This window comes from Streptomyces sp. NPDC014733 (assembly GCF_043083385.1).
In the GTDB taxonomy this organism is placed as follows: domain Bacteria; phylum Actinomycetota; class Actinomycetes; order Streptomycetales; family Streptomycetaceae; genus Streptomyces.
Genome location: NZ_JBIBYO010000001.1, coordinates 598,702 through 625,143, shown reverse-complemented (window position 1 = coordinate 625,143; position 26,442 = coordinate 598,702). Strand labels below are relative to the sequence as shown.

General features: G+C 73.1%; 26 protein-coding genes. 13 read left to right on the top strand and 13 right to left on the bottom strand.

Annotated features, from left to right (window positions below):
• Positions 1–59: 59 nt before the first annotated feature.
• Positions 60–272: a DUF397 domain-containing protein gene (locus ACF1BH_RS02770; protein ID WP_391640577.1), complete on the bottom strand. Its 213-nt coding sequence runs from the start codon at positions 270–272 to the stop codon at positions 60–62.
• Positions 269–1,108 (bottom strand): Scr1 family TA system antitoxin-like transcriptional regulator, encoded by an 840-nt coding sequence (locus ACF1BH_RS02765; RefSeq protein ID WP_391640576.1) that lies wholly within the window; start codon positions 1,106–1,108, stop codon positions 269–271. The genes ACF1BH_RS02770 and ACF1BH_RS02765 overlap by 4 nt, the downstream gene beginning before the upstream one ends.
• Positions 1,109–1,427: 319 nt before the next feature.
• Between ACF1BH_RS02765 and ACF1BH_RS02760 the strand changes: the two genes are divergently transcribed.
• Complete coding sequence (locus ACF1BH_RS02760; RefSeq protein WP_391640575.1) at positions 1,428–1,802, top strand: hypothetical protein; 375 nt, start codon at positions 1,428–1,430, stop codon at positions 1,800–1,802.
• Positions 1,803–2,010: 208 nt separating this feature from the next.
• A complete protein-coding gene (locus ACF1BH_RS02755) occupies positions 2,011–3,204 on the top strand; it encodes an MFS transporter (protein ID WP_391640574.1) in 1,194 nt (397 codons plus the stop codon).
• A 28-nt stretch (positions 3,205–3,232) separates the two neighbouring features.
• Here the strand turns inward: ACF1BH_RS02755 and ACF1BH_RS02750 are convergent, their stop codons facing one another.
• Positions 3,233–4,207, bottom strand: coding sequence for a RimK family alpha-L-glutamate ligase (locus ACF1BH_RS02750; RefSeq protein ID WP_391640573.1), 975 nt, complete (start codon positions 4,205–4,207; stop codon positions 3,233–3,235).
• Positions 4,208–4,532: 325 nt separating this feature from the next.
• Here ACF1BH_RS02750 and ACF1BH_RS02745 point away from each other — a divergent pair, with 325 nt between their 5' ends.
• The 6 genes from ACF1BH_RS02745 to ACF1BH_RS02720 all read left to right on the top strand — a co-directional run bounded on the left by ACF1BH_RS02745 (position 4,533) and on the right by ACF1BH_RS02720 (position 11,728).
• Positions 4,533–5,564, top strand: a complete 1,032-nt coding sequence (locus ACF1BH_RS02745) for a BMP family protein (protein ID WP_391640572.1) — start codon at positions 4,533–4,535, stop codon at positions 5,562–5,564.
• A gap of 72 nt (positions 5,565–5,636) precedes the next feature.
• A complete protein-coding gene (locus tag ACF1BH_RS02740; RefSeq protein ID WP_391640571.1) occupies positions 5,637–7,316 on the top strand; it encodes an ABC transporter ATP-binding protein in 1,680 nt (559 codons plus the stop codon).
• Positions 7,313–8,473: an ABC transporter permease gene (locus tag ACF1BH_RS02735; RefSeq protein ID WP_391640570.1), complete on the top strand. Its 1,161-nt coding sequence runs from the start codon at positions 7,313–7,315 to the stop codon at positions 8,471–8,473. The genes ACF1BH_RS02740 and ACF1BH_RS02735 overlap by 4 nt, the downstream gene beginning before the upstream one ends.
• Positions 8,470–9,753 (top strand): ABC transporter permease, encoded by a 1,284-nt coding sequence (locus tag ACF1BH_RS02730; protein WP_391640569.1) that lies wholly within the window; start codon positions 8,470–8,472, stop codon positions 9,751–9,753. Before ACF1BH_RS02735 ends, ACF1BH_RS02730 begins: the two co-directional genes overlap by 4 nt.
• The gene (locus ACF1BH_RS02725) at positions 9,750–10,151 is read left to right on the top strand and encodes a cytidine deaminase (RefSeq protein ID WP_391640568.1); all 402 of its coding nucleotides are present in this window, start codon (positions 9,750–9,752) and stop codon (positions 10,149–10,151) included. The genes ACF1BH_RS02730 and ACF1BH_RS02725 overlap by 4 nt, the downstream gene beginning before the upstream one ends.
• A 299-nt stretch (positions 10,152–10,450) precedes the next feature.
• Positions 10,451–11,728, top strand: coding sequence for a thymidine phosphorylase (locus tag ACF1BH_RS02720; protein WP_391640567.1), 1,278 nt, complete (start codon positions 10,451–10,453; stop codon positions 11,726–11,728).
• A gap of 277 nt (positions 11,729–12,005) precedes the next feature.
• Here ACF1BH_RS02720 and ACF1BH_RS02715 read toward each other — a convergent pair whose 3' ends face one another.
• Together ACF1BH_RS02715 and ACF1BH_RS02710 are read right to left on the bottom strand one after the other, a co-directional pair.
• Positions 12,006–13,421, bottom strand: a complete 1,416-nt coding sequence (locus ACF1BH_RS02715; RefSeq protein WP_391640566.1) for an aminotransferase class V-fold PLP-dependent enzyme — start codon at positions 13,419–13,421, stop codon at positions 12,006–12,008.
• Positions 13,422–14,063: 642 nt separating this feature from the next.
• Complete coding sequence (locus ACF1BH_RS02710) at positions 14,064–15,383, bottom strand: MFS transporter (RefSeq protein WP_391640565.1); 1,320 nt, start codon at positions 15,381–15,383, stop codon at positions 14,064–14,066.
• Between the two features lie 151 nt (positions 15,384–15,534).
• Between ACF1BH_RS02710 and ACF1BH_RS02705 the strand changes: the two genes are divergently transcribed.
• Positions 15,535–16,641: a LysR substrate-binding domain-containing protein gene (locus ACF1BH_RS02705; protein WP_391640564.1), complete on the top strand. Its 1,107-nt coding sequence runs from the start codon at positions 15,535–15,537 to the stop codon at positions 16,639–16,641.
• 37 nt (positions 16,642–16,678) lie between these two features.
• On the opposite strand, the gene ACF1BH_RS02700 is transcribed toward ACF1BH_RS02705, so the two are convergent.
• Positions 16,679–17,572, bottom strand: coding sequence for an alpha/beta hydrolase family protein (locus ACF1BH_RS02700; protein WP_391640563.1), 894 nt, complete (start codon positions 17,570–17,572; stop codon positions 16,679–16,681).
• Positions 17,573–17,675: 103 nt separating this feature from the next.
• On the opposite strand from ACF1BH_RS02700, the gene ACF1BH_RS02695 reads away from it, so the two are divergent.
• Together ACF1BH_RS02695 and ACF1BH_RS02690 are read left to right on the top strand one after the other, a co-directional pair.
• Positions 17,676–18,812 carry an adenosine deaminase gene (locus ACF1BH_RS02695; protein ID WP_391640562.1) on the top strand — a complete coding sequence of 379 codons (1,137 nt, stop codon included), beginning with the start codon at positions 17,676–17,678 and terminating at the stop codon, positions 18,810–18,812.
• 166 nt (positions 18,813–18,978) lie between these two features.
• Entirely contained in the window at positions 18,979–19,257 is a 279-nt protein-coding gene (locus tag ACF1BH_RS02690) for a hypothetical protein (RefSeq protein ID WP_391640561.1), read from the top strand.
• A gap of 80 nt (positions 19,258–19,337) precedes the next feature.
• On the opposite strand, the gene ACF1BH_RS02685 is transcribed toward ACF1BH_RS02690, so the two are convergent.
• The 5 genes from ACF1BH_RS02685 to afsQ1 form a co-directional block, all read right to left on the bottom strand.
• On the bottom strand, positions 19,338–19,544 hold the full coding sequence (locus ACF1BH_RS02685; protein WP_391640560.1) for a PspC domain-containing protein: 207 nt from the start codon (positions 19,542–19,544) through the stop codon (positions 19,338–19,340).
• Positions 19,545–19,589: 45 nt separating this feature from the next.
• Positions 19,590–20,102, bottom strand: coding sequence for a VanZ family protein (locus ACF1BH_RS02680; RefSeq protein WP_391640993.1), 513 nt, complete (start codon positions 20,100–20,102; stop codon positions 19,590–19,592).
• Positions 20,103–20,240: 138 nt separating this feature from the next.
• A complete protein-coding gene (locus tag ACF1BH_RS02675; protein WP_391640559.1) occupies positions 20,241–20,867 on the bottom strand; it encodes a hypothetical protein in 627 nt (208 codons plus the stop codon).
• Complete coding sequence (locus tag ACF1BH_RS02670) at positions 20,864–22,669, bottom strand: ATP-binding protein (protein ID WP_391640992.1); 1,806 nt, start codon at positions 22,667–22,669, stop codon at positions 20,864–20,866. The genes ACF1BH_RS02675 and ACF1BH_RS02670 overlap by 4 nt, the downstream gene beginning before the upstream one ends.
• Entirely contained in the window at positions 22,567–23,244 is a 678-nt protein-coding gene (gene afsQ1 / locus ACF1BH_RS02665) for a two-component system response regulator AfsQ1 (RefSeq protein WP_211266165.1), read from the bottom strand. Before afsQ1 ends, ACF1BH_RS02670 begins: the two co-directional genes overlap by 103 nt.
• Positions 23,245–23,533: 289 nt before the next feature.
• On the opposite strand from afsQ1, the gene ACF1BH_RS02660 reads away from it, so the two are divergent.
• Complete coding sequence (locus ACF1BH_RS02660) at positions 23,534–24,283, top strand: SigE family RNA polymerase sigma factor (RefSeq protein ID WP_391640558.1); 750 nt, start codon at positions 23,534–23,536, stop codon at positions 24,281–24,283.
• A gap of 265 nt (positions 24,284–24,548) precedes the next feature.
• On the opposite strand, the gene ACF1BH_RS02655 is transcribed toward ACF1BH_RS02660, so the two are convergent.
• Positions 24,549–25,040, bottom strand: coding sequence for an OsmC family protein (locus tag ACF1BH_RS02655; RefSeq protein ID WP_391640557.1), 492 nt, complete (start codon positions 25,038–25,040; stop codon positions 24,549–24,551).
• Between the two features lie 55 nt (positions 25,041–25,095).
• Positions 25,096–25,809 carry an ATP-binding protein gene (locus tag ACF1BH_RS02650; protein WP_391640556.1) on the bottom strand — a complete coding sequence of 238 codons (714 nt, stop codon included), beginning with the start codon at positions 25,807–25,809 and terminating at the stop codon, positions 25,096–25,098.
• 242 nt (positions 25,810–26,051) lie between these two features.
• On the opposite strand from ACF1BH_RS02650, the gene ACF1BH_RS02645 reads away from it, so the two are divergent.
• Positions 26,052–26,438, top strand: coding sequence for a hypothetical protein (locus ACF1BH_RS02645; RefSeq protein ID WP_391640555.1), 387 nt, complete (start codon positions 26,052–26,054; stop codon positions 26,436–26,438).
• Positions 26,439–26,442 lie beyond the last annotated feature (4 nt).

The following is a 26,442-nucleotide window of genomic DNA, read 5'->3' as shown; positions in this document are numbered from 1 at the left end:
TCTGGGAGACGGGCTTGGCGTTCCGCTAACAGCTCACTAATACGGCGGAGTCGTCCGGCTCAGCCGCGGAACTCCCCGGCCTTGACGCCCGCGACGAAGGACGCGAACGCGGCGGCGGGGACGCTCAGTGCGGGGCCCTGCGGGTCCTTGGAGTCGCGGACGGGAACTACGCCGGTGGCCGCCGCGTGCGCCGGGGCCCACTCGACGCAGGAGCCACCGTTGCCGCTGTAGGAGGACTTGATCCAGGTCAGGGGGAGGGATTCGGTCGTCACGGGGTGCCCTTTCGCAACTGCTCGATCATGGCTACGGATTCCGCCTGGGAAAGCGCTTCCGCCTGTAGCTGATGGTAGGCCCTCACCAGCGGCAGCACAGAGGTGATTTCCCTGTCCAGATGCCCGCTGATCTGGGACTCCACATAGGACATGACGGAGCGGTCGGGCAGGGTCAGCAGGTTCACCAGTCCATTGAACGGGCGACGCTCGCCCATGGCGTACGGGGCCAACTGAAGAACGGAGTTCGGCTGTTCAGCGAACTCAACCAGGCGGGCCAGCTGGCGCTTCAAGACCTCGGAGCCGCCCACCAGGCGCCGGACGCAGCTCTCGTCCAGTACCACGATCATCATGGGCGGGTTCCGGCGCTCCAGAGCCGATTGCCGTTCGACCAGGAACTCCACCCGTTCACGGGCCTCTTCGGGAGTGAGGGTGCCCCGCCGCACGTTGCCTTCCTCCAAGGCCCGCGCGTACTCCGGCGTCTGAAGCAGTCCAGGAATCGCCCCCACATCGAACAGTCGTATCTCCGCCGCGCGTGCCTCGTGCGTGACGTACTCCGGAAACCCCTCCATCAAGCTCCCGTTGCGGATCTCGCCCCACCCTCGCTCGAACGACTCCGGGGTCCCAGCTAGCCCCAACGCCGTATCAAGACTGCGCGAAAACCGCAGAGTCGGCGGCTTGCGGCCGGTTTCGATTGCCGAGATGTGCCTGCCCGAGTAGCCGACCACCTCGGCGAGATCGTCCTGCTTCCAGCCTCGCGCTTCGCGGGCGCTGCGGACGCGCGCACCGAAGGCCGCTTGCGGGCTTGCCTCGGGATTCAGTTCCTTGATGTTGACCAACGTGCCCTCCGATTCCAGAACGTTGAAGACGGGGCCGACGCCAAGCCACGCTAACCCTCCTCAGTAGTGACACGACTACGGAGAGGGATGGCCATGCCTGTCGTAATTGCCGGGATCGCCGGGCGCGGGCCCCTGGAACGCCAGGGGTCCGCCAGGTTCCGCGCCACCCCGCGCTCCGGAGGTGACCTGCGATGACGGTCCATGCCGCCGAAATCCGGTGCGGAAGAGGCCCGTTCGGCTCCGCACGCACCGCTTCACACGTCCTGGGCACCGTTCGAACGCTCTCGCCCCCGCTCGCCGAAGATCCCTGGAGTTAGCCATGCATGAAGCCCCCGAGGGCCGGCCCGCGGCCGTCCCGTACCTCGCCGACCCCGGCCCGGATCACCATGTCCGCGTCCTGCCGTGGACCGCAGACGGCAAGCTCTGTGTCCTCAGCACCAGCGGCCCCGGCAGCTTCCTCTCCCGCCTCGCCGACAGCCTCGAAGAGACCCAACTCACGACCGGACGTGATGTGTTGGACCAGGCACACGCCGTACTCTCCGACCCCATGTCGCCATACGGAGAGTTGCGCTACGCCGGTGTCCGCCTCGCCGAATGCCTGCGGGACGCGTTGTGCGTCGCCGCGTCCCGGGGGCTGCGGATGGTGCAGCCGGACGAGGGAGAGGCGGAAGACCCGGCCGGCCCGCCGGTGTGACCTGCTGGTACCGGTGACGGCTCACACCCGGTCGCGCCCCTGCGCCCGGCGCGGGGGAACGCCGCAGGAGCCCCCGCCGGTGGTCCGCTCTGTGGAAGGGCCGATTTCCGCCGCCTCGGTCCCGGTGTCCTGACTAGCATCGGCCGACGTCCCCGAAGCCCGACTGCCCGCCCTCCTCACCCGGCCTGACAGGTAAGGATTCCCCTCCGTGGCGTACCGCGGCCTGTTCACCCGACACGTCTCGATCTGGGCCGCGGTCGTCACGGCCAGCCGCCTCCCGGTGGCGATGGCGCCGCTGGCGTTCCTCTTCTACGGGCGCGGTACGGACACCGGGTACAGCGGCGGAGCGGCGATGGCGGCGGCGTACGCGCTCGCCGAGGCGATAGGAGCACCGCTGCTCAGCACCCGGTTGCGGTCGCGTCCCCACCGACGCGAGATCGCGGTCGGACTCGCCGTCTCCGCCTGCGCGTTCGCCCTGCTGGGGACCGTTCCGCACCCCGGCACCGGGCTCGCCGTGGCGCTGGCCGCGGTCGCCGGCGCCACCGCGGCGGCGGCGCCGGGTGCGCTGCGGACCATGGCCGAGCACCTCGCGCCCGGCCCGCATCTGCACACCGCCCTCAGCCTGGAATCCACCCTCAACATGGCCGTCTGGGCGGCCTCACCGGCGCTGGTGTCGGCGCTGGCGCTCGGCGTCGGTCCGCAGGCGCCGTTCTTCCTCGCGACCACCGCCACCTTCGCCGCCGCCGCGGCGCTGTGGCTGCTGCCGGACAGGACGGGCGCCACGGGGGAGGGCGAACGCGCCCCGCTCCGGCAGGCCCTCTCGGCCTGGCCCGTCTACCTGACCAGCACCGCCGCCATGTACCTGCTGGCGAGCATCGAGCTGACGCTGCCCGCCCTGCTCGAACACCGGGACCTGCCCGTCGCCTACAGCGGCCCGATCCTGACCGGCTTCGCCCTGGCGAGCATCGCCGGTGGGCTGGTCTACGGCGCCCGCACCTGGCCCGGCAGTGTGCAACGCCAGAGCCTGGTCATGCTCCTGCTGATGATCGCGGGCGTCGCCGCCACCGCCCTCGCCTCCACCTGGCCGGCCATCGCCGCCCTCCTCGCCCTGACCGGTCTGCTCCAGGCAGCCGTACTGATCACCCGTAACCTCACCCTCCGCGAACAACTCCCCGCCGACCTCCACCCCCTCGGCTACTCCGCCCTCTACGCGGGAAGCGGTATCGGCTACGGCCTCAGCGCCGCCGCCACCGGCCTCCTCCTCGCCGTCACCGGCCTCCTCCTCGCCGTCACCGGCCCCGACACCGCCGTCCTCATCGCCACCGGCACCACGCTCGTGCTGACCGCGGCGACGGGGCTGAAGCGCAGGGCGGCCACGGGGGAGGAGCCGGCCTCGGGGTGAGGTGCGGCTTCCGGGGCATCGACCGGGCTCAGGCCCGCTCCGGGCGGGCCGTACCGCCTCCTCGGGCAGCCGGGCCGCGGGCCGCCAGGTGGCGGGCGATGCAGGCGGTGACGGCGGGCACGACCGTGGTCATCGCCGGACGCCAGCCAGGGACGGCGTTCACCTCGCAGACGGTGTAGCCGTCGTCCGCGGTGAGGAGCAGGTCCACCCCGGCGATGTCCAGGCCCAGAGCGGTCGCGGCCTCGACCGCCAGTCTCTCCGCGGCCGGATAGCGGCCCGGACACAGGGTGGCGGAGCCGCCGTTGCCGATGTTGGCGGCGAGGGCGTCACCGCCGGAGGTGTGCAGGACGGCGCCCACGGGCTCACCCTCGACCACCACCACGCGCAGGGTGCGGCCGTGCGAGGTGGCCACGTGTTCCTGGAAGAGGAACGGGACCTCCTGCGTGAGGCTGCCGGCCAGGTCGCGTAACAGCCGCTGATCAGGGGCGAGGAAGACCTGACGCCCCTTGGTGCCGCGGACGGCCTTCACCACGCAGGGCGCCGCCACGTTGCGGACCACACCCTCCAACGGGGCGGTCGCGTAGGAGAGGGTGTCGGGGACCGGCAGCCCGGCCGCCGCGAGTTCCTGCATCTGCCAGATCTTGTTGCGGCAGCTGAGGTGGGCGTCGGGGCGGTTGAGGAGCCTGCTGCCCATCCGCTCCAGGTGCCGCACCAGGGTGACCTCGCGGTGGTCACGCATCGAGCCCGGCATCTGGCGTACGCACACCACTTGGGGGGCGGGGACGTCCGCGCCGCCCAGGGTGCGCAGTACCAACCGGCCGTCCGCCACGCCGAAGAGGAGTTCATCGGTGTGCCAGACCGCGAAGCGGGGGCCGTGAGCGGCGGCCAGAGCCGTGGCGAGTGCCTGGGTGGCGTTCCCCAGCACCGTCGGGTGCTCCCGTACGAGCATCCACACATCGGCGGGCTCCGGGATCACCGACCGGGTACCTACTGCTGTCTTCACCTGGGCTCCTCACCCTTTGCCCCTGGGGCACGACGGTCGAACCGGGTCCACCTTCCCCGTTCTGCCCGCACCCCCGCGCCGCACTGCGCCACGAGCGAACGGAAGCCGCGGCGGTCCCCGGCCCGGAGCGGCGGGCGGGGTCCGGTCCGCGCAGTCCGCCCGCCACAGGAGCCGGACGGGCCCGGACCGGCGGTGCCGGGCCGCCGCCCCCTTCGCGACGAATCGATAACGGCACCGTCGTAGAGGGTTTTGCGCCATGTCTACGCGCGTTAATCTCCCGCTAAGCCGGAGCCACAGGGGGCTCCGGGAGCGAAGGGAAGGCCCCGTGCGTCGGGTCACCAGGATTGCCGCCGCGGCCAGCGCCACCGTGGTTCTCGCGCTCACCGCCACCGCGTGCGGGCAGAGCTTCGCCGAGGCGAATCGCGCCAAGCACGCGGGCGTCGGGCTCGCCTTCGACATCGGCGGCCGCGACGACCACTCGTTCAACGAGGCGGCCGCGCGGGGCACGGAGAACGCCCGGAAGGATCTCGGCGTCAACGTCAAGATGCTGACCGCGAAGAACGGCGAGACCGAGGCCGACCGCGAGCAGCGGCTGTCGTCGTTCGCGGAGGCCGGGTACAACCCCGTCATCGGCGTCGGTTTCGCGTACAGCCAGTCGGTGCAGAACGTCGCGAAGGACTTCCCGGAGACGACGTTCGGCGTGGTCGACGCGGTGCCGACGGGCAAGAACGTCGATGCGATGGTCTTCGCCGAGCACGAGGGCTCGTATCTGGCGGGCGTCGCCGCGGCGCTGAAGAGCAAGACCCACAAGGTCGGCTTCATCGGCGGCGTCAACAACGCGCTGATCCAGAAGTTCCAGGCCGGGTTCGAGCAGGGGGTGCGCGCCACCGACCCGAAGGCCAAGGTCGTCTCGCAGTACCTCTACCCGAACAACGACAAGGGCTTCAACGACCCGGCGGCGGCGAAGGCCAAGGCATCCGGCATGCTCGACAGCGGTATCGACGTGATCTACTCCGCGGCCGGTCAGTCCGGCGCCGGGTCCATCGAGGCGATCAGCAAGCGCAAGGGCGCCTGGGCGATCGGTGTCGACTCCGACCAGTACCAGCAGGCGGGCCTCGCGAAGTACCGCGACTGCATCCTCACGTCCGTCGTGAAGAACGTCGACGTGGCCGTGTACGACCTGATCAAGAGCGTCGAGGACGGCAAGCCGCTGACCGGCATCCACGCCTACGACCTCAAGAAGAACGGCGTCAAGCTCGCCACGTCCGGCGGCTTCATCAAGGACATCCAGCCGCAGATCGACGCGGCCCGGAAGAAGATCGTCGAGGGCAAGGTGAAGGTCAAGGAGACGCCGTAGCCCGGGACGGCACCGTCCCGGCGGCCCGGCCCGGGCCCCGGGGGCTCAGCCGCGCCCCTTCGTGACCCACGCGTGTCACACCCGCCCCTTCCGCTCCTTCATCCCCGAGGGGAGTGCGCCATCAACGCAGCACCCACGAGCAGCGCCCCGGCCCGGCCGGACGCCCCTGCCGTAGAACTCCGCGGAATCACCAAACGGTTCCCGGGCGTCGTCGCCAACCACGACATCCACCTGACCGTCCGCCGCGGCACCGTCCACGCCCTCTGCGGCGAGAACGGCGCCGGCAAGTCCACCCTGATGAAGATCCTCTACGGCATGCAGAAGCCGGACGAGGGCATCATCGCGCTGGACGGCGCCGAGACCGCGCTGAACACCCCGGGCGACGCCATCGCCCACGGCATCGGCATGGTCCACCAGCACTTCATGCTCGCCGACAACCTCACCGTCCTGGAGAACACCGTCCTGGGCGCAGAGAAGCTGCACGGCATCGGCGGGCGCGCCCGCACGAAGATCATGGAGATCTCCGACGCGTACGGCCTCGCCGTCCGGCCCGACGTCCTCGTCGAGGACCTCGGCGTCGCCGACCGCCAGCGCGTGGAGATCCTCAAGGTCCTCTACCGCGGCGCCCGCACCCTCATCCTCGACGAGCCGACCGCGGTCCTCGTCCCGCAGGAGGTCGACGCGCTCTTCGCCAACCTGCGGGAGCTGAAGTCCGAGGGCCTGACCGTCATCTTCATCTCGCACAAACTGGGCGAGGTGCTGTCGGTCGCCGACGACATCACCGTCATCCGCCGCGGCACCACCGTCGCCTCCGTCACCCCCGGCGACACCACGCCCAAGCAGCTCGCCGAGCTGATGGTCGGCAGCGAACTGCCCTCGCCCGAGACCCGCGAGTCGACCGTCACGGACGAGCCGATGCTCCAGGTCGACGGGGTGCATCTGTCGGCCACCGACTCCGACGGCGTGGTCCGTACCGTCCTCGACGGCATCGGCTTCACCATCCACAAGGGCGAAGTCCTCGGCGTCGCTGGGGTGGAGGGCAACGGCCAGGCCGAACTGGTCGAGGCGATCATGGGGACCCGCACCCCCGACCGCGGCACCGTCACCCTCGACGGCGCCGATCTGTCGGGCACCTCCACCCGCCGCCGCCGCGAGGGCGGCATCGGCTACGTCCCCGAGGACCGCCACCGCCACGGCCTGCTGCTCGAAGCGCCGCTGTGGGAGAACCGTATCCTCGGCCACGTCACCGAACGCCCCAACAGCAAGGGCAAGCTCCTCGACCCGGCCGGTGCCCGCAAGGACACCGCGCGGATCGTCGAGGAGTACGACGTGCGCACCCCCGGCATCGAGGTCACCGCCGCCTCGCTCTCCGGCGGCAACCAGCAGAAGCTGATCGTCGGCCGCGAGATGAGCCACCACCCCAAGCTGCTGATCGCCGCGCACCCCACCCGAGGGGTCGACGTCGGCGCGCAGGCGCAGATCTGGGAGCAGATCCGCACGGCCCGCCGTGACGGACTGGCCGTGCTGCTGATCTCCGCCGACCTGGACGAGCTGATCGGCCTGTCCGACACCCTGCGGGTGATGTACCGGGGCCGGCTGGTCGCGGACGCGGATCCCGCCGTGATCACCCCGGAGGAGTTGGGCTCCGCCATGACCGGTGCCGTCAGCGGCCACCTCACCGCGGACGGGGACGCCGACGCCGGCCGTCCCGCGTCCGCCGGGACCGAGCCGAACGGCGGTGACCAGGCATGACCGCCGCCAAGCTGCCCGCGCCGGGCGCTGCCCGCAGCGCCACCCGCGACAAGGTGGTCCTCGCCCTCGCCGCCCCGCTGCTCGCCGTCGTCGCCGCGATAGTGATCAGCTCGCTGGTCTTCCTGGCGTCCGGCGAGAACCCGTTCCGCGCGTACGGGATCATGGCCGATTACGGCCACTACAGCGACAGCCAGGTGTGGATCGTCAACAAGGCGGTCCCGTACTACCTGTCGGCGCTCGCGGTCGCCATCGGCTTCCGGATGAACCTCTTCAACATCGGCGTCGACGGTCAGTACCGCCTCGCGGCGTTCGCCGCCGCGGCGGTCGGCGGTTCGCTGGTGCTGCCCGGCGCGCTCCAGATCGTGCTGCTCATCCTGATCGCGATGCTGGTCGGCGCGGTCTGGTCCGGGATCGCCGGACTGCTGAAGACCACCCGCGGGGTCAGCGAGGTGATCACCACGATCATGCTGAACTCCATCGCGGCGTCGGTCATCGGCTACTTCCTCCAGGACGGCCGCCTCGCCATCAAGGACGGCAACCTCCTCCACACCAAGTTCCTGCCGGAATCCAGCCACTTCTTCTCCTTCCCGACCCACCCCAAGCCGGTCTACGGCTTCGTGGTGATCGCGGTGATCGCCGGAGCCCTGTACTGGTTCCTGCTCTCCCGCACCCGCTTCGGCTTCGACCTGCGGGCCGTCGGCGCCTCCGAACCGGCCGCCGAGGCCAGCGGCGTCAGCGTCAAGCGGATGGTCGTCATCTCGATGCTGCTCTCCGGCGCCGCCGCCGGTCTGGTCGGCATGCCCACCCTGCTCGGCGAGTCCTTCCAGTACGGCACCGACTTCCCGGCGGGCATCGGCTTCACCGGCATCGCCATCGCCCTGCTCGGCCGCAACCACCCGGTCGGCATGGCCTTCGGCGCGCTCCTGTGGGCCTTCCTCGACCGCACCGGCTCCCGCCTGGAGTTCGAGGGCTACGCCCAGGAGATCGTCGGCGTCATCCAGGGCGTCATCGTGCTCTGCGTCGTCATCGCGTACGAGCTGGTGCGCCGCTACGGCCTGCGGCTCCAGCAGCGCAAGGTCGGCGAGGAACTGGCCGCGGCGGCCCGCGCGACGGGTGACGCGACCGGCAACAACGACAAGTCGGAGGTGTCGGCGTGAGCGCGGACCTCAAGCCCGCGGCGCAGCCCGCCGCGGCCACCGCGAAGGGCGGGCGGCGCAAGCTGACCTACCCCTGGATCCTGCTGATCCTCGCGGTCGCCCTGCTCGCCGTCTCCGGTCTGCGGGCCCTGACCGGCACCGCGGACCTCACCTCCACCGGCCAGTTCGGCGCCGCGCTCTCCGCCGCCGTACCGATCGGCCTCGCCGGTCTGGGCGGCCTCTGGTCGGAGCGGGCCGGTGTGGTCAACATCGGCCTCGAAGGCATGATGATGCTCGGCTCGTTCGCCGCCGGCTGGATCGGCTGGCAGCACGGGCCGTGGGCGGCTGCCGCCGCGGGCATCATCGGCGGCGCGCTCGGCGGCCTCGTCCACGCGATCGCCACGGTCACCTTCGGCGTCGACCACATCGTCTCCGGTGTCGCGATCAACATCCTCGCGCTGGGCGCCACCCAGTACCTCGCCACCCTCTGGTTCGGCCAGGAGGGCAGCGCGGCGCAGGCGGCGGGCGGCAACGACAAGCAGTCGCCGCCGATGCCGGACATGCCGACGTTCACCGTCCCGGGCCTCTCCGACTGGCTGAACTCGATCGAGGCGCACCACTGGTTCTTCGTCTCCGACCTCGCCGGGATCCTCGGCGCGGCCGTCACCAACGTCTCCTGGCTCACCCTCGGCACCCTCGGCCTCTTCGTCGCCACCTTCTACCTGCTGTGGCGCTCGTCGTTCGGCCTGCGGTTGCGCTCCTGCGGTGAGGCGCCGCTGTCGGCGGAGTCGCTGGGCGTCAACGTCTACGCGTACAAGTACGCGGCGGTGCTGGTCTCCGGCGCGCTCGCCGGGCTCGGCGGTGCGTTCCTCTCCATCGGCGTGCACTTCTACCAGGACGGCCAGACCGGCGGCCGCGGCTACATCGGCCTCGCCACCATGATCTTCGGCAACTGGCGGCCGGGCGGCGTCGCGATGGGCGCCGGGCTCTTCGGCTTCATGGACGCGATGCAGCTGCGCAGCGGCGGCCCCACCGTCCACGCGCTGCTGCTCGGCCTGGCGGCGCTGCTCGCCGTCCTCGCCCTGCTGCGGCTGCGCGCCGCCAAGCGGGCGCAGGCAGCGGTGTCCGCCGTCGTCGCCGTGGCGCTGGTGGTCTGGTACGCCGTCGCCGATACGGTGCCGCTGGAGCTGGTGGAGGCCAGCCCGTACATCGCCACCCTGCTGGTGCTCGCGCTCTTCTCGCAGCGGCTGCGGCCGCCGAAGGCGGGGGGCCGGCCCTACCGCCGAGGACAGGGCGCATGACCTCACAGGAGCCGGTCGACTGGACCGCTCTGCGCGCGCGGGCCCGGGGCGCGATGTCCCGGGCCTACGCCCCGTACTCCGGGTATCCCGTAGGGGCCGCGGCGCTCGTCGACGACGGGCGGACGGTCACCGGCTGCAACGTCGAGAACGCCTCGTACGGCCTCGGGCTGTGCGCCGAATGCGGCCTGGTCTCAGCGCTGTTCGCCACCGGCGGCGGTCGGCTGACGGCGTTCACCTGCGCGGACGCGGAGGGCGAGGTACTGATCCCGTGCGGGCGCTGCCGTCAGCTGCTGTACGAGCACGGCGGCCCCGGGCTGCTGGTCGACACCGTGTCCGGCATCCGTCCGCTCGCGGAACTGCTGCCGGATCCGTTCGGCCCGCACCACCTGGCCGGCTGAGGGCGGTTGACGGCCCGGGGAGCCTCAGGGACATGTCCCCGGGGCGGCTCCGGCCTCTTTCCGGGCATTCTCCGGGACGGGGCGGGGGCGCCCCGGAGCGCGCGTGCGGGGCGCCTTCGCCGCGGGCCCGGCGGCGCCCGGGGCGGTGCGCGCCGGGCGCTTCCGCACCGGTCCCGCCGGGCCGTGCCGGTCCGTCGTACCGGCGCACGCCGCCCGGGGTGGTGTTCCGCGCCATCCGCCCTCGCCCCGACCGTTCTATGCGTGTAGAACAAGGGATAACCGTTCGAAAGGAAGTCTCCATGGACGTCATCTCCGTCATCCGCACCAAGCGCGACCGCGGCGAGCTGACCGCCGATCAGATCGACTGGGTCATCGGCGCCTACACCCGCGGCGAGGTCGCCCACGAGCAGATGTCGGCCCTGGCCATGGCGATCTTCCTCAACGGCATGAACCGCACGGAGATCGCCCGCTGGACCGCCGCGATGATCAACTCCGGTGAGCGGATGGACTTCTCCTCACTGACCCGCCCCACCGCCGACAAGCACTCCACCGGCGGCGTCGGCGACAAGATCACCCTGCCGCTCGCCCCGCTGGTCGCCGCCTGCGGCGCCGCCGTCCCGCAGCTCTCCGGGCGCGGACTGGGCCACACCGGCGGCACCCTCGACAAGCTGGAGGCCATCCCCGGCTGGCGCGCCCAGCTCAGCAACCCCGAGATGCTGGACGTGCTGCGCGACGTCGGTTCCGTCATCTGCGCCGCCGGTGACGGGCTCGCCCCCGCCGACAAGAAGCTCTACGCGCTGCGCGATGTCACCGGCACCGTCGAGGCGATCCCGCTCATCGCCTCCTCGATCATGTCCAAGAAGATCGCCGAGGGCACCGGCTCCCTCGTCCTGGACGTCAAGGTCGGCTCCGGCGCGTTCATGAAGAACCTCGACGACGCCCGTGAACTCGCCTCCACCATGGTCGAGTTGGGCACCGACCACGGTGTGCGCACCACCGCTCTGCTCACCGACATGGCCACCCCGCTCGGTCTCACCGCGGGCAACGCCCTGGAGGTCCGCGAATCCGTCGAGGTGCTGGCCGGCGGCGGCCCCCGCGACGTCGTCGACCTCACCCTCGCGCTCGCCCGCGAGATGCTGGACGCGGCCGGACTGCCCGACGCCGACCCGGCCAAGGCGCTCGCCGACGGCTCCGCCATGGACCACTGGCGCCGCATGATCATCGCCCAGGGCGGCGACCCGGACGCGCCGCTGCCCGTCGCCCACGAGCAGCACACCGTCACCGCCACCTCCACCGGCATCCTCACCGAGCTGGACGCCTACGCCGTCGGGCTCGCCGCCTGGCGACTGGGCGCGGGCCGGGCCCGCAAGGAGGACCCGGTGCAGGCCGGCGCGGGCGTCGAACTCCACGCCAAGCCGGGCGACTTCGTCGCCGCCGGACAGCCGCTGCTGACCCTGCACACCGACACCCCCGAGAAGCTGCCCTACGCGCTCGAAGCCCTCGACGGCCAGGTCGTCGTCGGCCCGGCCGACGCGGCGTTCGCGGCCACGCCGGTGGTGCTGGAGCGGATCGCCTGAGGCGGGGCGGGCGGGCCGGAGGTGGCCGGGCCCGGGGTGGGCGGGCCGGAGGCGGATGTTCCGCGCCTCCGGGCCCGCCCGCCGGCCCGTTACGGGCCCCGGCCTCCCGACCGGCCAACCCACCGGCCCGTTTCCGGCCCGCCCGCCCGCCAGCCGGCCCGTTTCCGGCCCGCCCGCCCGCCTGCCTGCCGGCCCGTTTCCGGCCCGCCCGCCGGCCCCGGCGTCCCCGACCGGGTCCTCGCCGGGCCGGTCCGTCACCGGGCCGGTCCGCCCCTCCTCAGCAGTGCACCCGCGGCGGCAGCCCCCGTTCGTCGGCGGGCCGGTCCCGGTACGTCTCCGCCACGAACTCCAGGAACGCCCGGACGTCGCCCGCACCGGACGAGGCGCCCAGCGACACCCGCACCGCGCCGCCGAACGGCAGTCCCAGCGCCCGTACGTAGTCGTCGACCGTGTCCGTCCCGCGGTGGTTCGCCGCCTCCAGGGCGGCGCGGGGTATGCCGAAGGCGGACTCGCCCGCGCCGGGGTTGCAGAAGCAGCCCGTACGGAGCGAGATACCGCGGGCGGCGCTGTCCCGGGCGACGGCCCGCTCGTCGAGGACCGCGCCGTCCGGGGCGAGCAGGTGCAGCGCGACCGTGCCGCCCCGCATCCGGGTGCTCTCCGGTCCGAACAGCCGCACCATCGGCGCGCCGTTGCCGTGGCGCAGCGCCCGCAGCCCGTCGAGGAGGCGGGCGGTGAGCGCCGTGACGTGCGCGTGGACCGCGTCGATCCCGACGGCGTCGAGCCACTCCAGGCCCGTGGCGACGTCCGGGATGCTGAGGTAGTTGAGGGTGCCGTCCTCGAAGGCGCTCTCGTCGTCGGTCATCCGGTGCCAGCCGCCCCGGGCGCTGGCGAGCTGGACCGTACCGCCGGAGAACCACGGCCGCCGCAGCGCCGCCAGCGCCTCCCGCCGGGCGACGAGCGCACCGAGCCCGGTGGGATAGCCGAAGATCTTGTACCAGCTGAGCGCCACGAAGTCGGGGTGCACCCGGCTCAGGTCGAGACGGTTGGTCGGCAGATGGGCGGCCGCGTCCAGCAGCACCTGCCAGCCACGCTCGCGCGCCCGCCCGATCCAGTCGAGCGGATGCCGGACGCCGGTGAAATTGCTCTGCGCCGGATAGGCGAACAGCCGGGGCGCGCCGCCCGCGTCCGCCTCGCCGAGCGCGCGGTCCACGTCCGCCTCGGATATCCGTAATTCCCGCCCCGCGAACGGGATGTACGCGACGGAGGCACCGCCCGCGGTGGCGAACGAGCGCAGCCCGACCACGGAGTTGTGGTTGTCCAGCGTCAGCGTCAGCCGCCCGCCGGACGCGAACGGGAACGCCTCGCCGACCAGGCGGCAGGCGCCGGTGGCGTTGGCGGTGAAGACGACGGCGTACTCGGCGGGATCGGCCCGCAGATACCGCAGCACCGCCGCGCGGGCCCGCTCGACCAGCGCGGTGGAGGCGGCGGACGCGGGGCTGGCGGAGTGCGGGTTGCCGAAGCAGCCGGCGGATATCCGCTCGGCGTGGGCCCGCAGTCTGCTGCGGGCCGGGAGGCCGGCGCCCGCGTGGTCGAGATAGACGTGGCCCTGCTCGTCGAGGTAACCGAATTCGGTGGCGCGCAGCGCGTCGAGGCCCTGTGCGGGGGGTGCGGGAGTGGGGGCTACGTCGGACATGGTCTCTCTTCGAGGGGAGGGTGCGGGAAGGGACGCGGCCTCTCGGCTCCGCGGGAGCGCCTGCCTCTTCAACGTACGACCCGTAACGGCCCGCGCACACTACGTAGAGGGCGGATTAAGGGGATTCCCGGAGGGGTTCAGGGGTTCTGTTCGAATGCCCCCCGAGGGGGGCGGAGGTGGCCCCGGACCGGGGAGTGCGTCCGTCCGCGCGATCCGCACGGCGCCTCCCCGCCCCGCCGACGACCCCGGATGTCGTCGCGCCGAAACAGCTGGTCAGGAGCGATTCGGGAGGGTGCCTGCCGGCTGCGGCGTGTGAGCTCCTCGTAGAGATCACTTCCCCGCCGCACGCGGCCCACGACCGGATCGGCAAGGCCGCGGGCTACGCCCGGGCGGGCGCCCCGCGTCACCTGCTCACCGGCAGGTGGGCTCCGTCCGGGCCGGCCGGCACGCTCTTCGGGGAGCCGAAGGACGAGGTCTACCGGCCCCTGAGCGTGGCCAAGTCCGGGGAACCGCTCGACCTCCCGGAGCCGTTCGGCCGCACCCTCGACACCTCCAGCTTTCTGCCCGGCCGACCCACCCCACGACGAAGGGCCCGCCCCACCAGGACAGGTGGCGGGGCGGGCCCTCCGGGTTCAGGGGCGGTTACGCGGCCTTCCGGAGGCGCAGGATCCGCTGTTCGGCCAGCGCCTTGCGGGTGGCGTAGAGGGTGATCGAGGCGGCGGCGACCATCGCCAGCAGGCCGAGGACGACGGTGCCGTCCCAGCCCGCCGCGTGGAAGGCGACCGCGCCGAGCGCACCGCCGACGCTGCTGCCCGCGTAGTACGCGCACTGGTACAGCGCCGATGCCTGGGCGCGGGCCGTCTTGGCGGCGCGGCTGACCGAGGACGAGGCGACCGCGTGGCCGGCGAAGAAGCCGGCGGTGATGAGCACCAGTCCGGCCAGCACTCCGGCGACCGCGTCGGAGAGGGTCAGCAGCAGCCCGGTCGTCGTCGTACCGACCGCCAGGTAGAGCGCGCCGCGGCGGCCCGTCCGGCCGACCAGCTTGCCCGCCGCCGCGGACGAGACCGTGCCGACCAGGTAGACCAGGAAGATCGAACCGACGATGCCCTGCGGCAGGTTGAAGGGTTCGGAGACCAGGCGGTAGCCGATCACCGTGTAGACCGCGCCGAAGACCGTCATGAACAGCGCGCCGATGCCGTACAGCCGCCGCAGCAGCGGGTCGGCGAGATGGCCGCCGAGGGTACGGGCGAGGGCGCGCGGGCCGACCGCGCGGGGCGCGAAGTGCCGGGCGCGGGGCACCAGCACCCGGAAGACCACCGCGCAGACCACGGCCATCAGGCCGACCGCGGCGAGCGCCGCCCGCCAGCCCCATGCCTGGGCGACCCAGCCGGTGACGATCCGGCCGGACATCCCGCCGATGCTGTTGCCCGCCACGAACAGGCCGATCGCGCCGACCAGCGCCCGCGGGCGGACCTCCTCCGCGAGGAACGCCATCGCCGACGCCGGCAGCCCCGCCAGCGCCACACCCTGCGCGACGCGGAGTGCGATCAGCCAGCCCAGCGACGGTGCGAACGGCACGAGCAGGGCGAGCAGCGCGGCGACGGTCAGCGAGGCGGTCATCATCGTGCGGCGGCCGAAGCGTTCGGAGACCGCGCTGAGCGGGATCACCGCGAGGGCCAGTCCGAAGGTGGCGCCGGAGACCGTCCAGCTCGCCTGGTCCGGCGAGACGTGCAGGGACGTGGAGATCGCGGGGAGCAGCGCCTGCGTCGAGTACAGCAGCGCGAAGGTCGCGAGCCCCGCGGCGAAGAGGGCGAAGCTCATCCGGCGGTAGCCGGGGCCGCCCGGGTGCAGCTTGGCGGCGTCGGGGTCGACGGCGGCGGCCACGGAGGAGGAGTCGGGGGACGGCAGGGGAGAGGCGGCCGCACGGGTGGTGGCGGTCGCCCCGGTATCAGCGGGAGGCATGGTCCGAACGTAGGCCGTCCGCGTTTTATGCGTCCAATGCATGGAAACGCCATAATCGATGTGGTGACGTATGACAGCAGCTCAGCGAGGGCTGTGTCACCGCTTCGCAACAGAAAAGACATGCGGGCGGACAGCGGAAGGAGGCCGGACGATGACGAAGGAGCGGACACGGGGGCGGACCGGGGGAGCGGGCGCCGGGGCGGGGCGGACGTCCCGCGCGGCCCATCCGTCCACCGGGCGGCGGGCTCCGGGGCGGCCGTCCGGCGGCGGATCCCGGGCCGCCGCGAGCCCGGCCACCGGCGCATCCGGCGCCACCCGCGCCCCCGCCGAGGCACCCGACGGCGTCGACATCGGTGACGGCTCGTGGGCGCTCGCGCTCGCGCCCCGTCTCGCGCAGTTCACCGCGGTCGCCCGGTACGAGCACGTCACCCGCGCCGCGCAGGAACTCGGCATGCCGCAGCCGACGCTCAGCCGGGCGCTGGTGCGGCTGGAGGACGAGTTGGGCGTCGCGCTCTTCGCCCGGCACGGCCGCACCCTCTCGCTCACCCCGGCGGGCCGCGCCTTCCGCGTCCAGGCGGAGAAGGCGCTCGCCGATCTGGACCGTGCCACCGAGGGCGTCCGCGCCGACGCCGACCCCGCCGCCGGCAAGGTCGCCTTCGGCTTCCTCCACACCCTCGGCTCCGAGACCGTCCCCGGACTGCTGCGCACCTTCCGCGCCGACCACCCACGGGTCCGCTTCCAGCTCGTCCAGAACCACGGCGAGGCGATGATCGAACGGCTGCGCGTGGGCGACCTCGACCTCTGCCTGACCTCGCCGGTGCCCGACTACCCCGACCTCGTCGCCCGCCGCCTCGACGAGCAGAAGCTGCGGCTCGTCGTCCCCGACGACCACCCGCTCGCGGTCCGCAAACGCATCCGGCTGGCCGAGGCGGCGAACGAACTCTTCGTCACCCTGGAGCCGGGCTACGGGCTGCGCCGGATCACCGACGCGCTCTGCGCCGAGGCGGGGTTCGCGCCGCGGATCGCGTTCGAGGGCGAGGAGGCGGAGACGCTGCGCGGACTGGTCGCCGCCGGGCTCGGCGTGGCGCTGCTGCCGCCGCCCGCGGTGCCCCGGCCCGGCGTCGCCGAACTGACCGTCACCGCGCCCCGCGCGGTCCGCGAGATCGGCGTCGCCTGGCTCGACGGCCACCCGGACACCCCGCCGGTCGCCGCCTTCAAGAAGTTCCTGCTCAGCCGCCGGGGGCTGCTGCTGCGGTGACCCGCCGGCCCTCCCGCGGACGGGAAGAGCCGGGGCGCTACCGCCGCAGCGACGCCCCGAACCCGGCGGCCAGCGGCATCCGCAGGCCCAGCGGCGGCGGCGCGGCCATCGCGTCCTGCACCGGACGCGCGAAGTCCTGCGCGAAGAGCGCGCCGAGCAGGAAGTCGACGGCCAGCGCATGGACCTCGGAACGGTGCTGGAGCAGCGCATGGCCGTCCGAGTGCACCTCGAACCGGCAGGTGTCCCGGTTGATCTTCTTGGCGCGCTCGGCGTAGCGGTACGACAGCTCGGGGTCGGTGCGGCGGTCGTTCGTCCCGTGGACCAACAGGACGTGGCGGCCCACCAGTTGCTTGACGGGATCGGCCGCACGGCGGGCCGGACCGTCACCGGACGCCTCCGGAGCGGACGCCCCGGCGCCCTCCGGCCCGGTCTCGTCCGTGGCCTCCGGGGGGCCGCCGTCCGCGTCCGGCTCCGGGAACCACGGCGCCAGCCCCAGCACCGCGCCGACGGCCGGATGGCCCGCCGCGTGCAGCGCGGCCCGGGCGCCCATGCCCGCGCCGACCAGACAGACGGGTACGTCGCCGTAGCGGCGGACGACCTCCGCGACCGCCCAGGCGGCGTCCCGCGCCGGATCCGCCGCGCCGCCGTTCCAGCCGCGGCGGCGGTAGCGCACCACATGGGCGGTCAACCCCTCGGCGCGCCCCGCGCGGGCCAGCCGTCCGGCGAGCGGCCGGACCGCGAGCGCCGACAGCGGCGACGGACGTCCCGTGCCGTCCGGGGAGCCGTCCGGCAGTAACAGCGCCACCCCGCTCACCGAACGCCCGGACCGGCCCGCGCCGCTTCGCAGCGTGGCGCGGGCCCCCTCGTCACCGGACGCTCCCAGCGGTTTTCCCAGCCGGGCGTCGCGCGCCGGCAGTGCTTGCTGAGCCATGACCAGAACGATGGCAGATCGTGGCGAGGGGGCCACCCCGCAGAGGGGTCACCGTTACGTATCGTTCGGTGAGTTCTACGCGCGTAGGCGCTAGAGTGCCGCAATGACGAGCGAGACCAGCACCCTCCCGACCAGTGACCAGATCCGGCGCGCACCGAAGGTGCTGCTCCACGATCACCTCGACGGCGGACTGCGCCCCGCCACCGTCGTCGACCTCGCCCGCGCCTGCGGCTACGCCGGACTGCCCGAGTCCGACCCGGAGAAGCTCGGCATCTGGTTCCGCGAGGCGGCCGACTCCGGTTCGCTGGAGCGTTATCTGGAGACCTTCGCGCACACCTGCGCCGTCATGCAGACCCGCGAGGCACTGACCCGGGTCGCCGCCGAGTGCGCCGAGGACCTGGCCGCCGACGGCGTCGTCTACGCCGAGATCCGCTACGCCCCCGAGCAGCACCTGGAGGGCGGACTGAGCCTCGAAGAGGTCGTCGAGGCGGTCAACGACGGCTTCCGCGAGGGCGAGCGCCGGGCCCGCGCGGCCGGTCACCGCATCCGCGTGGGCGCGCTGCTCACCGCGATGCGGCACGCCGCCCGCGCCCTGGAGATCGCCGAACTCGCCAACCGCTACCGCGACCTGGGCGTCGTCGGCTTCGACATCGCGGGCGCCGAGGCGGGCTACCCGCCCACCCGCCACCTCGACGCCTTCGAGTACCTCAAGCGCGAGAACAACCACTTCACCATCCACGCGGGCGAGGCGTTCGGGCTGCCGTCGATCTGGCAGGCGCTCCAGTGGTGCGGCGCCGACCGGCTCGGCCACGGCGTACGGATCATCGACGACATCCAGGTCGGCGACGACGGCGCCATCACGCTCGGCCGCCTCGCCTCCTACGTCCGTGACAAGCGCATCCCGCTGGAGATGTGCCCCAGCTCCAACCTCCAGACCGGCGCCGCCCCCTCGTACGCGGAGCACCCGATCGGGCTGCTGCGGCGGTTGCAGTTCCGGCTCACCGTCAACACCGACAACCGGCTGATGAGCGGCACGACCATGTCCCGGGAGTTCGAGCACCTGGTGCGGACGTTCCGCTACACCCTCGACGACATGCAGTGGTTCACGGTCAATGCGATGAAATCAGCATTCATTCCTTTCGATGAACGTCTTGCCATGATCAACGACGTCATCAAGCCGGGCTACGCGGAGCTGCGCGCGGAGTGGCTCTTCCCGAAGGCGGCGCCAACTTCCGTCTGAGGCACGGCTTCTGAGCGGGCGTGAGCCGCACCGCGGGGGAGCGGACGGAACGGCCGGTGCGGTGCGCACCGGCCGTTTTCCGGTGCCCGGGGATGTTTGCGGCACCACGGGGGGGCCTTCTACGTTGCGGTGCCGGTCGACTCCCCCTCACAAGGACGTAATTGCGATGAAGCAGGCACCCATCAAGATGCTCGGCACCGCCCTCCTCGGCGCGGCCTTCGCCGCCACCGCCGCGGGCTCCGCCTCCGCGATCGATGTCGGTCAGCTCGGCGGCGCGCTCCACAAGCTGCCCGTGAAGCAGACGGCCGACACCGTCTCCGGCCTCTCCAAGCGCACCCACCCGGCCACCGGCGACATCCGGGCCACCCCCCAGGCCAAGGGCAACCACCTCCTGGGCGGCCTGCCCACCGCCGCCCTCGGCAAGGCGCTCCCCCTCGGCGGCTGATCCGGCTCACGCCGCCCGGGGCCCCGGTCCGACACCCCGTACGGGCCGGGGCACCGCCGTGTCAGGGTGCGGGCGGCGGCTCACCAGGCGGAGGCGGCGCTCTCCGTCTCGGACGGCAGCAGCAGCCACAGCGCCAGGTAGACGAGGAACTGGGGACCGGGGAGCAGACAGGAGACGACGAAGATCACGCGCATCGTCGCCGGCGTCGTACCGAAGCGACGGGCCAGGCCCGCGCAGACTCCGGCGATCATGCGGTTGTTGCGGGGGCGGACCAGTGCGGCGGCCATGAGGGCTACTCCTTCTCGACGGTGCGGGGCGGTTGCCCCGACACCTCAAAGGTAGGTACGCGACGCGGAGAGGACATCAGCCTTCGGAAGGGGGCCGACCCTGGTGATTTTCGGGGTCGGACCCCTGAGATCCTCAGCCCGGCGGCGGAGCCGCGCCCGGGCCCTGGGGACGACGGCGAGATGCGCCAGGGCCAGGCCCAGGACGTTCAGCAGCAGCGTGTCGATGTCCGCCACCCGGCCCGGCACCGACCCCTGCACCCCCTGGAGGATCAGCGCCAGCAGCCCGCCCGCACCGACCGTACGCAGCAGGGACAGCACCGGGGAAACGTTCAGGCGGCCCCCGGCGAGCGGCAGCAGCACGCCCAGCGGCGCCAGCATCAGCAGCGGGACACCGATGCCGTACAGCGCCGCCCACGGGCCGCGGGCCAGCGCGGCGCCGATCGTCGCCAGCGGTTCGAGATTGGCCTCCGGGACCCAGGGCACCTGCCGGGGCCACAGCGTCAGACGGCCGACGACCAGCAGATGCACCACGAGGAGGAGCCGTCCGGTGGCGCGCATACGGAAGGTGGCGAAAACGCCGGGGCCATGCTGCACACAGCCCAGGACGCCGCGAGCGGCGGCCGCGGTTCCGCCCGCATCCGCCCGAGTCGGGCAAGGCGGCCGTAATCCCGCCGGACGCCCGCAGCACGTCCCGCCCTACGGCACGATCGGCGTCTCCTCGACCGTGTCCCGCCCGGCGTCCGGGTGGGCGCGGACGTCCGCCGTGCAGGCGTAGCGGTGCGGATCGCTGTCGTCCGGGCCGCCGAGGACCGCCGCCCGGTGGTGGCCGAGCGCCCGGGAGTCGCCGAAGGTGCAGGCGAGCTGGGCCAGCGCGAAGGACGGCAGGGCGTCCGGCGGGACGCTCAGCCGCAAGGTCCCCCCGGGATCGCCCGGCCGCGCCGGCGCGACCGTCAGATCCTCCGGCACCGCGGACGCGAAACCGGCCTCCTCCTCGCGCGGCGACGGCGGGCGCCGCAGCTCTTCGAGGAGCACCCGCGCCGCCCGCAGCGGCGCCGTCGCGGCGGGACGGTCCGCGGTGTGCGGCACCGTGCGGGTGACCGGGACCAGCGTCCCGCTGCACACCAGAAACACCGTGGCCGGTATCCGGCCGGGCGCCCGCTCCGCCGCGCCCGGCTCCCGCACCTCACAGCTGATCCGCGACGGCGCGCCGCCGGCGTCCACCGGAACCGTCGTCCCGCGCACCCCGCAGCCGGCCAGTGTCAGGGCGGCGACCGCGCTCAGCGCACCGGCCGCGGGACGCCGCAGCCGTCCGTTCCGGCTCACCGGCCGCCCTCCGCGCCGTGAGCGCCGTCATCGGCCTCACGTGAAGCGCCGCCGTCCTCCGCGCGGTCGTCGCCGGCCAGCCGGGAGGCGTCCATCGGCAGCCGCAGGGTGAAGACCGCGCCGCCCTCGGGGAGGTTGGCCGCGGTGATCTCGCCGCCGTGGATGTGCGCGTTCTCCAGGGCGATCGACAGCCCCAGACCGCTGCCGTCGGAGCGCGGCCGCGACGCGCTCGCCTTGTAGAAGCGGTCGAAGACGTGCGGCAGGACCTCCTCGGGGATGCCCGGGCCGTGGTCGCGCACCCGGATCAGCAGGGCGCCGCCGGGTGCCGGGCCGTCCGCCGGGCGCTCCTCCGGCTCCGCACCGGACGGCGCCGCGCTGCTGCCCGCGCGGACCGCGCCGGGCGGGCACCGGTGCTCGGCCCCCGCCGCGTCCTCGGTCCGGATCGACACCCGCACCGGCGAACCGCCGTGCTTGAGGGCGTTGCCGATGAGGTTGGCGAGGATGACGTCGAGGCGGCGCGGGTCGAGGCGGGCGACGATGCCGCGGTCGGCGTCCAGCTCCACCGCGTCCAGCCAGGCCCGCGCGTCGATGCACGCCGTCACCTGGTCCGCGACGTCGACGTCGTCCAGCACCAGCCGGGCGGTGCCCGCGTCGAAACGGGTCACCTCCATCAGGTTCTCCACCAGGTCGTTCAGCCGCCGGGTCTCGCTGACCACCAGCCGCACCGCGGGCTCGATCATCGGGTCGAGGGAGTCGGCCTCCTCCTCCAGGACCTCCGAGACCGCGGTGATCGCCGTCAGCGGTGTCCGCAGCTCGTGCGACATGTCCGCGACGAACCGCCGCGACGCCGCCTCCCGCGCGCTCAGCTCCTCCACCCGCTGCTCGACCTGCTCCGCCGTACGGTTGAACGTCCGCGACAGATCGGCCAGTTCATCGGTGCCGGTCACCCGCAGCCGGGTCTCCAGCCGCCCCTCGCCCAGCTGCCGCGCCGCATGCCCGAGCCGCTGCACCGGACGCAGCACCATCGTCGCGGCGGCCTGCGCCAGCAGCGCCGAGCCGACCAGCGCCAGCGCCGTCGCGATCCCCAGCGACCAGGCCAGCGAGTTGAGGTCCTGCCGCTCCGTCGCCAGCGACTTCATCAGATAGCCGGTCGGCCCGCCGCCGGTCACCTTCGCCCCGGCGACCAGATACGGCACGTCCCCGACTTCCTTGCGCTGCCAGTACAGATGGTGCGAGAAGCGGTTGGCGTCGTCGACCGGGCGCGCGGTGTCCACCGCCGTACGCAGCGACGCCGGCACACTCGCCGGCGTCAGCAGCTTCCGGTCGGTGGCGGCCACACACTCCTTGCCCTCGGAGTCCGTACCGATCAGCAGCACCGCGTAGTTCTGCGGCCCGCCCGCCATCTGCTGCGCCGCGTCCTGAAGCTCCCCGCACCGCGGCTGCACCGGCAGCGCCCCGGCCCGCTCGCCCAGCGCTGTACGGAAGTCCTTGAGCACCGCGTTCTGGGTACGCTCCAGCACGGTGTTGCGGTTGAGCCAGTACGCGATCCCGGACGCGGAGACCGCCGCCGTCAGCGCGACCAGCGCGAAGACGAACACCAGCCGCATCCGCAGGCTCGTCCAGCGCAGCAGCCCCGCCGCCCGCCGCCGGAACGTCGGCAGCCGCCGGGCGCGGTCGTCCGCCCCGGGGGAGCCGTCCGTCACTGCGGGGTGTCCAGCCGGTAGCCGACCCCGCGGACCGTACGGATCAGCGTCGGCGACGACGGGACGTCCTCGACCTTGGCCCGCAGCCGCTGCACACAGGCGTCCACCAGCCGCGAGTCGCCCAGGTAGTCGTGCTCCCACACCAGCCGCAGCAGCTGCTGGCGGGAGAGCGCCTGACCGGGCCGGCGGCTCAGCTCCAGCAGCAGCCGCAGCTCGGTCGGGGTCAGCTGGAGGTCCTCGCCGTTCTTGGTGACCGTCATCGCCGAGCGGTCGATCATCAGCGAACCGAACGTCGCCGAGTCGTTGGACTCCCGCTCCCCCCGGCGCAGCACGGCCCGGATCCGGGCGTCCAGCACCCGGCCCTGCACGGGCTTGACCACGTAGTCGTCCGCCCCGGACTCCAGACCGACCACGACGTCGATGTCGTCGTTGCGCGCGGTCAGCAGAATGATGGGCAGTTGGTCCGTACGCCTGATCCGCCGGCACACCTCGAAACCGTCGATGCCCGGCAGCATCACATCCAGCACGATCAGGTCCGGCCGCTGCTCGCGCAGCAGCTGGAGGCCGTCCTCGCCCGACGCCGCGGTCACCACACGGTGACCTTGGCGCGACAGGGAGAGTTCGAGAGCCGTGCGGATGGCGTCGTCGTCCTCGATCAGCAACAGGAAAGGCACGCCCGCCATTCTGGCCCATGGCCCCCCGCCGCATCGACCGGCCGGTGGCGCGGAACGCCGACCTGTTCCCCGGGCGCCGCGGACCGCTCCACGAAGAGCCCAAAAGACCCCCCGAGGCACATCTCCCACCGCTGTGACGTGCGCATCGAGCATGTCGCGGCCCCCTGTGACACGGCTGTGACAGTCGACGGACAACGCGATGAAACTGGGTTGGCAGGGTTCTTGGCACCGGGAGGGACACCGACCGGGACGGACCGACGAACCAGGCTCTACCGACGGGGGGCGCGAGATGAACACCAAGCACGCCAAGAGCACCAGCGCGGTGGTCACGCGTCTCCACGACGTCGCACGGGCCTCCGAGAAGTCCGGTGCTGCGGGAGGGCGGGGGTGCTTCCGCGGCACCGGACGGCAGCGGCAGCCGTACCGGATCGCCGTCGATGCCACGGTGAACGGCCCGGCACCCGCCGGAGCGGCCCCGGAACGCGACGAGTCCGCCGCGTCCGCCGCGTCTGCCGCCTCCGACGCCGACTTCACCGCCTACGTGCAGGAGCGCCGCGCCGCGCTCTACGCCACCGCCTACCACCTGACCGGCGACCGCTACGAGGCCGAGGACCTGCTGCAGAGCGCACTGTTCTCGACCTACCGCGCCTGGGACCGGATCAGCGACAAGGCGGCGCTCGGCGGCTATCTGCGGCGCACCATGACGAACCTGCACATCAGCGCGTGGCGCCGCCGCAAGCTGAACGAATACCCCACCGAGGAACTGCCGGAGACGGCAGGCGACGTGGACGCGATGCGCGGCACGGAACTGCGTGCGGTGCTCTGGCAGGCGCTGGCCCGGCTCCCCGAGCCGCAGCGCACGATGCTGGTCCTGCGCTACTACGAGGGCCGCACCGACCCGGAGATCGCGGACATCCTCAACATCAGTGTCGGCACGGTCAAGTCCAGCATCTGGCGCTCGCTGCGCCGGCTGCGCGAGGACGAGGTCCTCAGCTTCGGCCGTGACGAGGAGGAGTCCTTCGGCGAGCTGGTGGCCTGAAGGACGGGAAGAAGCCCGAGGGGATACAAGGGGCTGCGGACACGTCCCGGAAACGGGGGATACGGGGGAAACCGGCCCGAGCGGAGCACTCCGCGACGGCCGGACGTCACCCGGGACGCGTCCGCGAACAAGGGGAAAACGGGGGAACACGGGGGAAGACGGAGCGGGTCCGGACAGCCGGGGGGCTGTCCGGACCCGCTCCGTCGTTCCGTCGCGCCCGCGCCGGGAGGATCCCCGCCCGCAGGGACCGCACCGGCAGGAACCGTTACCGGCAGACCTCCGCCTGCACCTCGACCGTCGGCTCGCACCGGACCGGGAACGCCACGGAGTTGGCGATGAAGCACTTGCGGTGCGCCTCCTCGTGGAGGGCGAGCGCCCGCTCGCGCATGCTCTCCGACACCACCCGCACCCTCGGGTGCAGCACCGCCTCCGTGAACGCGCCGCCCCCGGCGCCGTCCTCCGCCATCGTGGCGCCCGAGTTGTCCTCGTAGCCGTTGACCGTCACACCGTTCAGGGCACACAGCGCCAGATAGGTCAGCATGTGGCACTGCGACAGCGAGGCGAGCAGCAGCTGTTCGGGGTTCCAGGCCCCGGTGGAGCCCAGGAACGCCGGGTCGGCGGTGCCGAAGAGCGGCGGCGGGCCCTCGGCGCTCACCTCGTGCCCGCGGTCGTAGTCGCGGTAGCCGCTGGTGCCCGACCCCAGGTCGCCGGTCCAGACGACGCGGGTGCGGTAGGTGTGTTCCCTGGCCTTCGGCATGAACGTCCTCCTGAGACGCCGTACGCGTGCCGGCGGCCGGATCCGGCCGCCGGGCTCAGGAGCCTACGGGCGTCACTCCCGGCCCGCCGCCGGTACGGGAGGCGCCCGCCTCCGCGGGGGATTCCGCACCCCCGGGCAGCGCACCGCCCGGCTCCGCCGCCCGCGCCGCCGCTATCCGGTCCAGCGCCTCGGGCCGGGCGCACGGGTGGGCGCCGAGGGCCGTCTGCCGCGCCACCACGGAGCGTTCGGTGCGCAGCAGCCGCAGCCCGCGGCGTATCAGGTACGGCACCGGCTTACGGCTCTCGCGCACATCGCGCAGCAGCCGCCGGCGGAACGTCGTGGTGGGCCGTCCGCGCAGGCAGAGCGCGTCGGCGAGCAGCCCGGCCGCGCGGCAGCGGTCGATCACCTCGGCGGCGAAGATGCCCTCCGCGACGAAGAGCGCGGCGCCGTCCAGCGTGACGTCCGCGGCGCCGGTGCGGGCGCTGGCCCCGATGTCGTAGACCGGGACGGCCGCGCGGCCCTTGTGGCAGAGCGCGGTGACGGCGGCGACCGCGGCGTCCGCGTCCCAGGAGAGCGGCGAGTCCCAGTCCGCGCCGCCGCCCTCGGGCAGCTGCGGCAGCGTCGGGTCGGTGCCCTCCTTGTAGAAGTCGTCGAGCCGGAGCACCGGCAGGCCCGTGCGGGCGGCGAGGGAGGACTTGCCGGACCCGGAGGGGCCGGTCAGCAGCAGGACGCGGGCGGCGGGGCGCCGGGCGGCGGACGGAAAGCTCACGGGAGCCCATTCTCCGGTATGAGGCCCGCCGGGCCACCCCCCGGGGCGGGACCGATGGTGTCGTGCCTGGTCGGGGACGTGCGGCTGCGGGCGGGGCCGTGACGGTGCCCCGCCGTCCCGCCGCGGACTGGATCGACCGGTGGCCCATCAACTACGCTGTGCGGTCAAACGATTACCAATGGTTCCCTCTCCCGTGGAAGGTTCCCCGTCGGGCGCCTTCCCCCACAGGCAGGTGGCAGCGCATGGCCTCACACGCACGTCCCAAGCCCGCCCGGCTCCCCCGTACGCTCCTGCGGGCCTCGCTCGCGGTCTCCGCGGCCGGGGCCGCGCTCGTGGCGGGCGACGGCGCGGCGCACGCGGCACCGGTGAAGTCCACCGACACCGGCGCCACCGCGTCCGCGCTCACCGGCGCGCTGACCCACTCCCTGGCCGGCGTCACCGCACCGGTCAAGAGCCTCCAGCTGGACCCGCTGGCCAACACCTCCGCCGACCCGCTCGCCAACACCGTCGGCACCCAGATCGCCGACTTCAAGCCCGTCGGCACCCAGCTGGCGACCGATCCGCTCACCAAGGGCGGCGCCCTCCAGGACCTGCCGCTGATCGGCCCGGTCACCCGCCTCCTGCCGTAAGAGC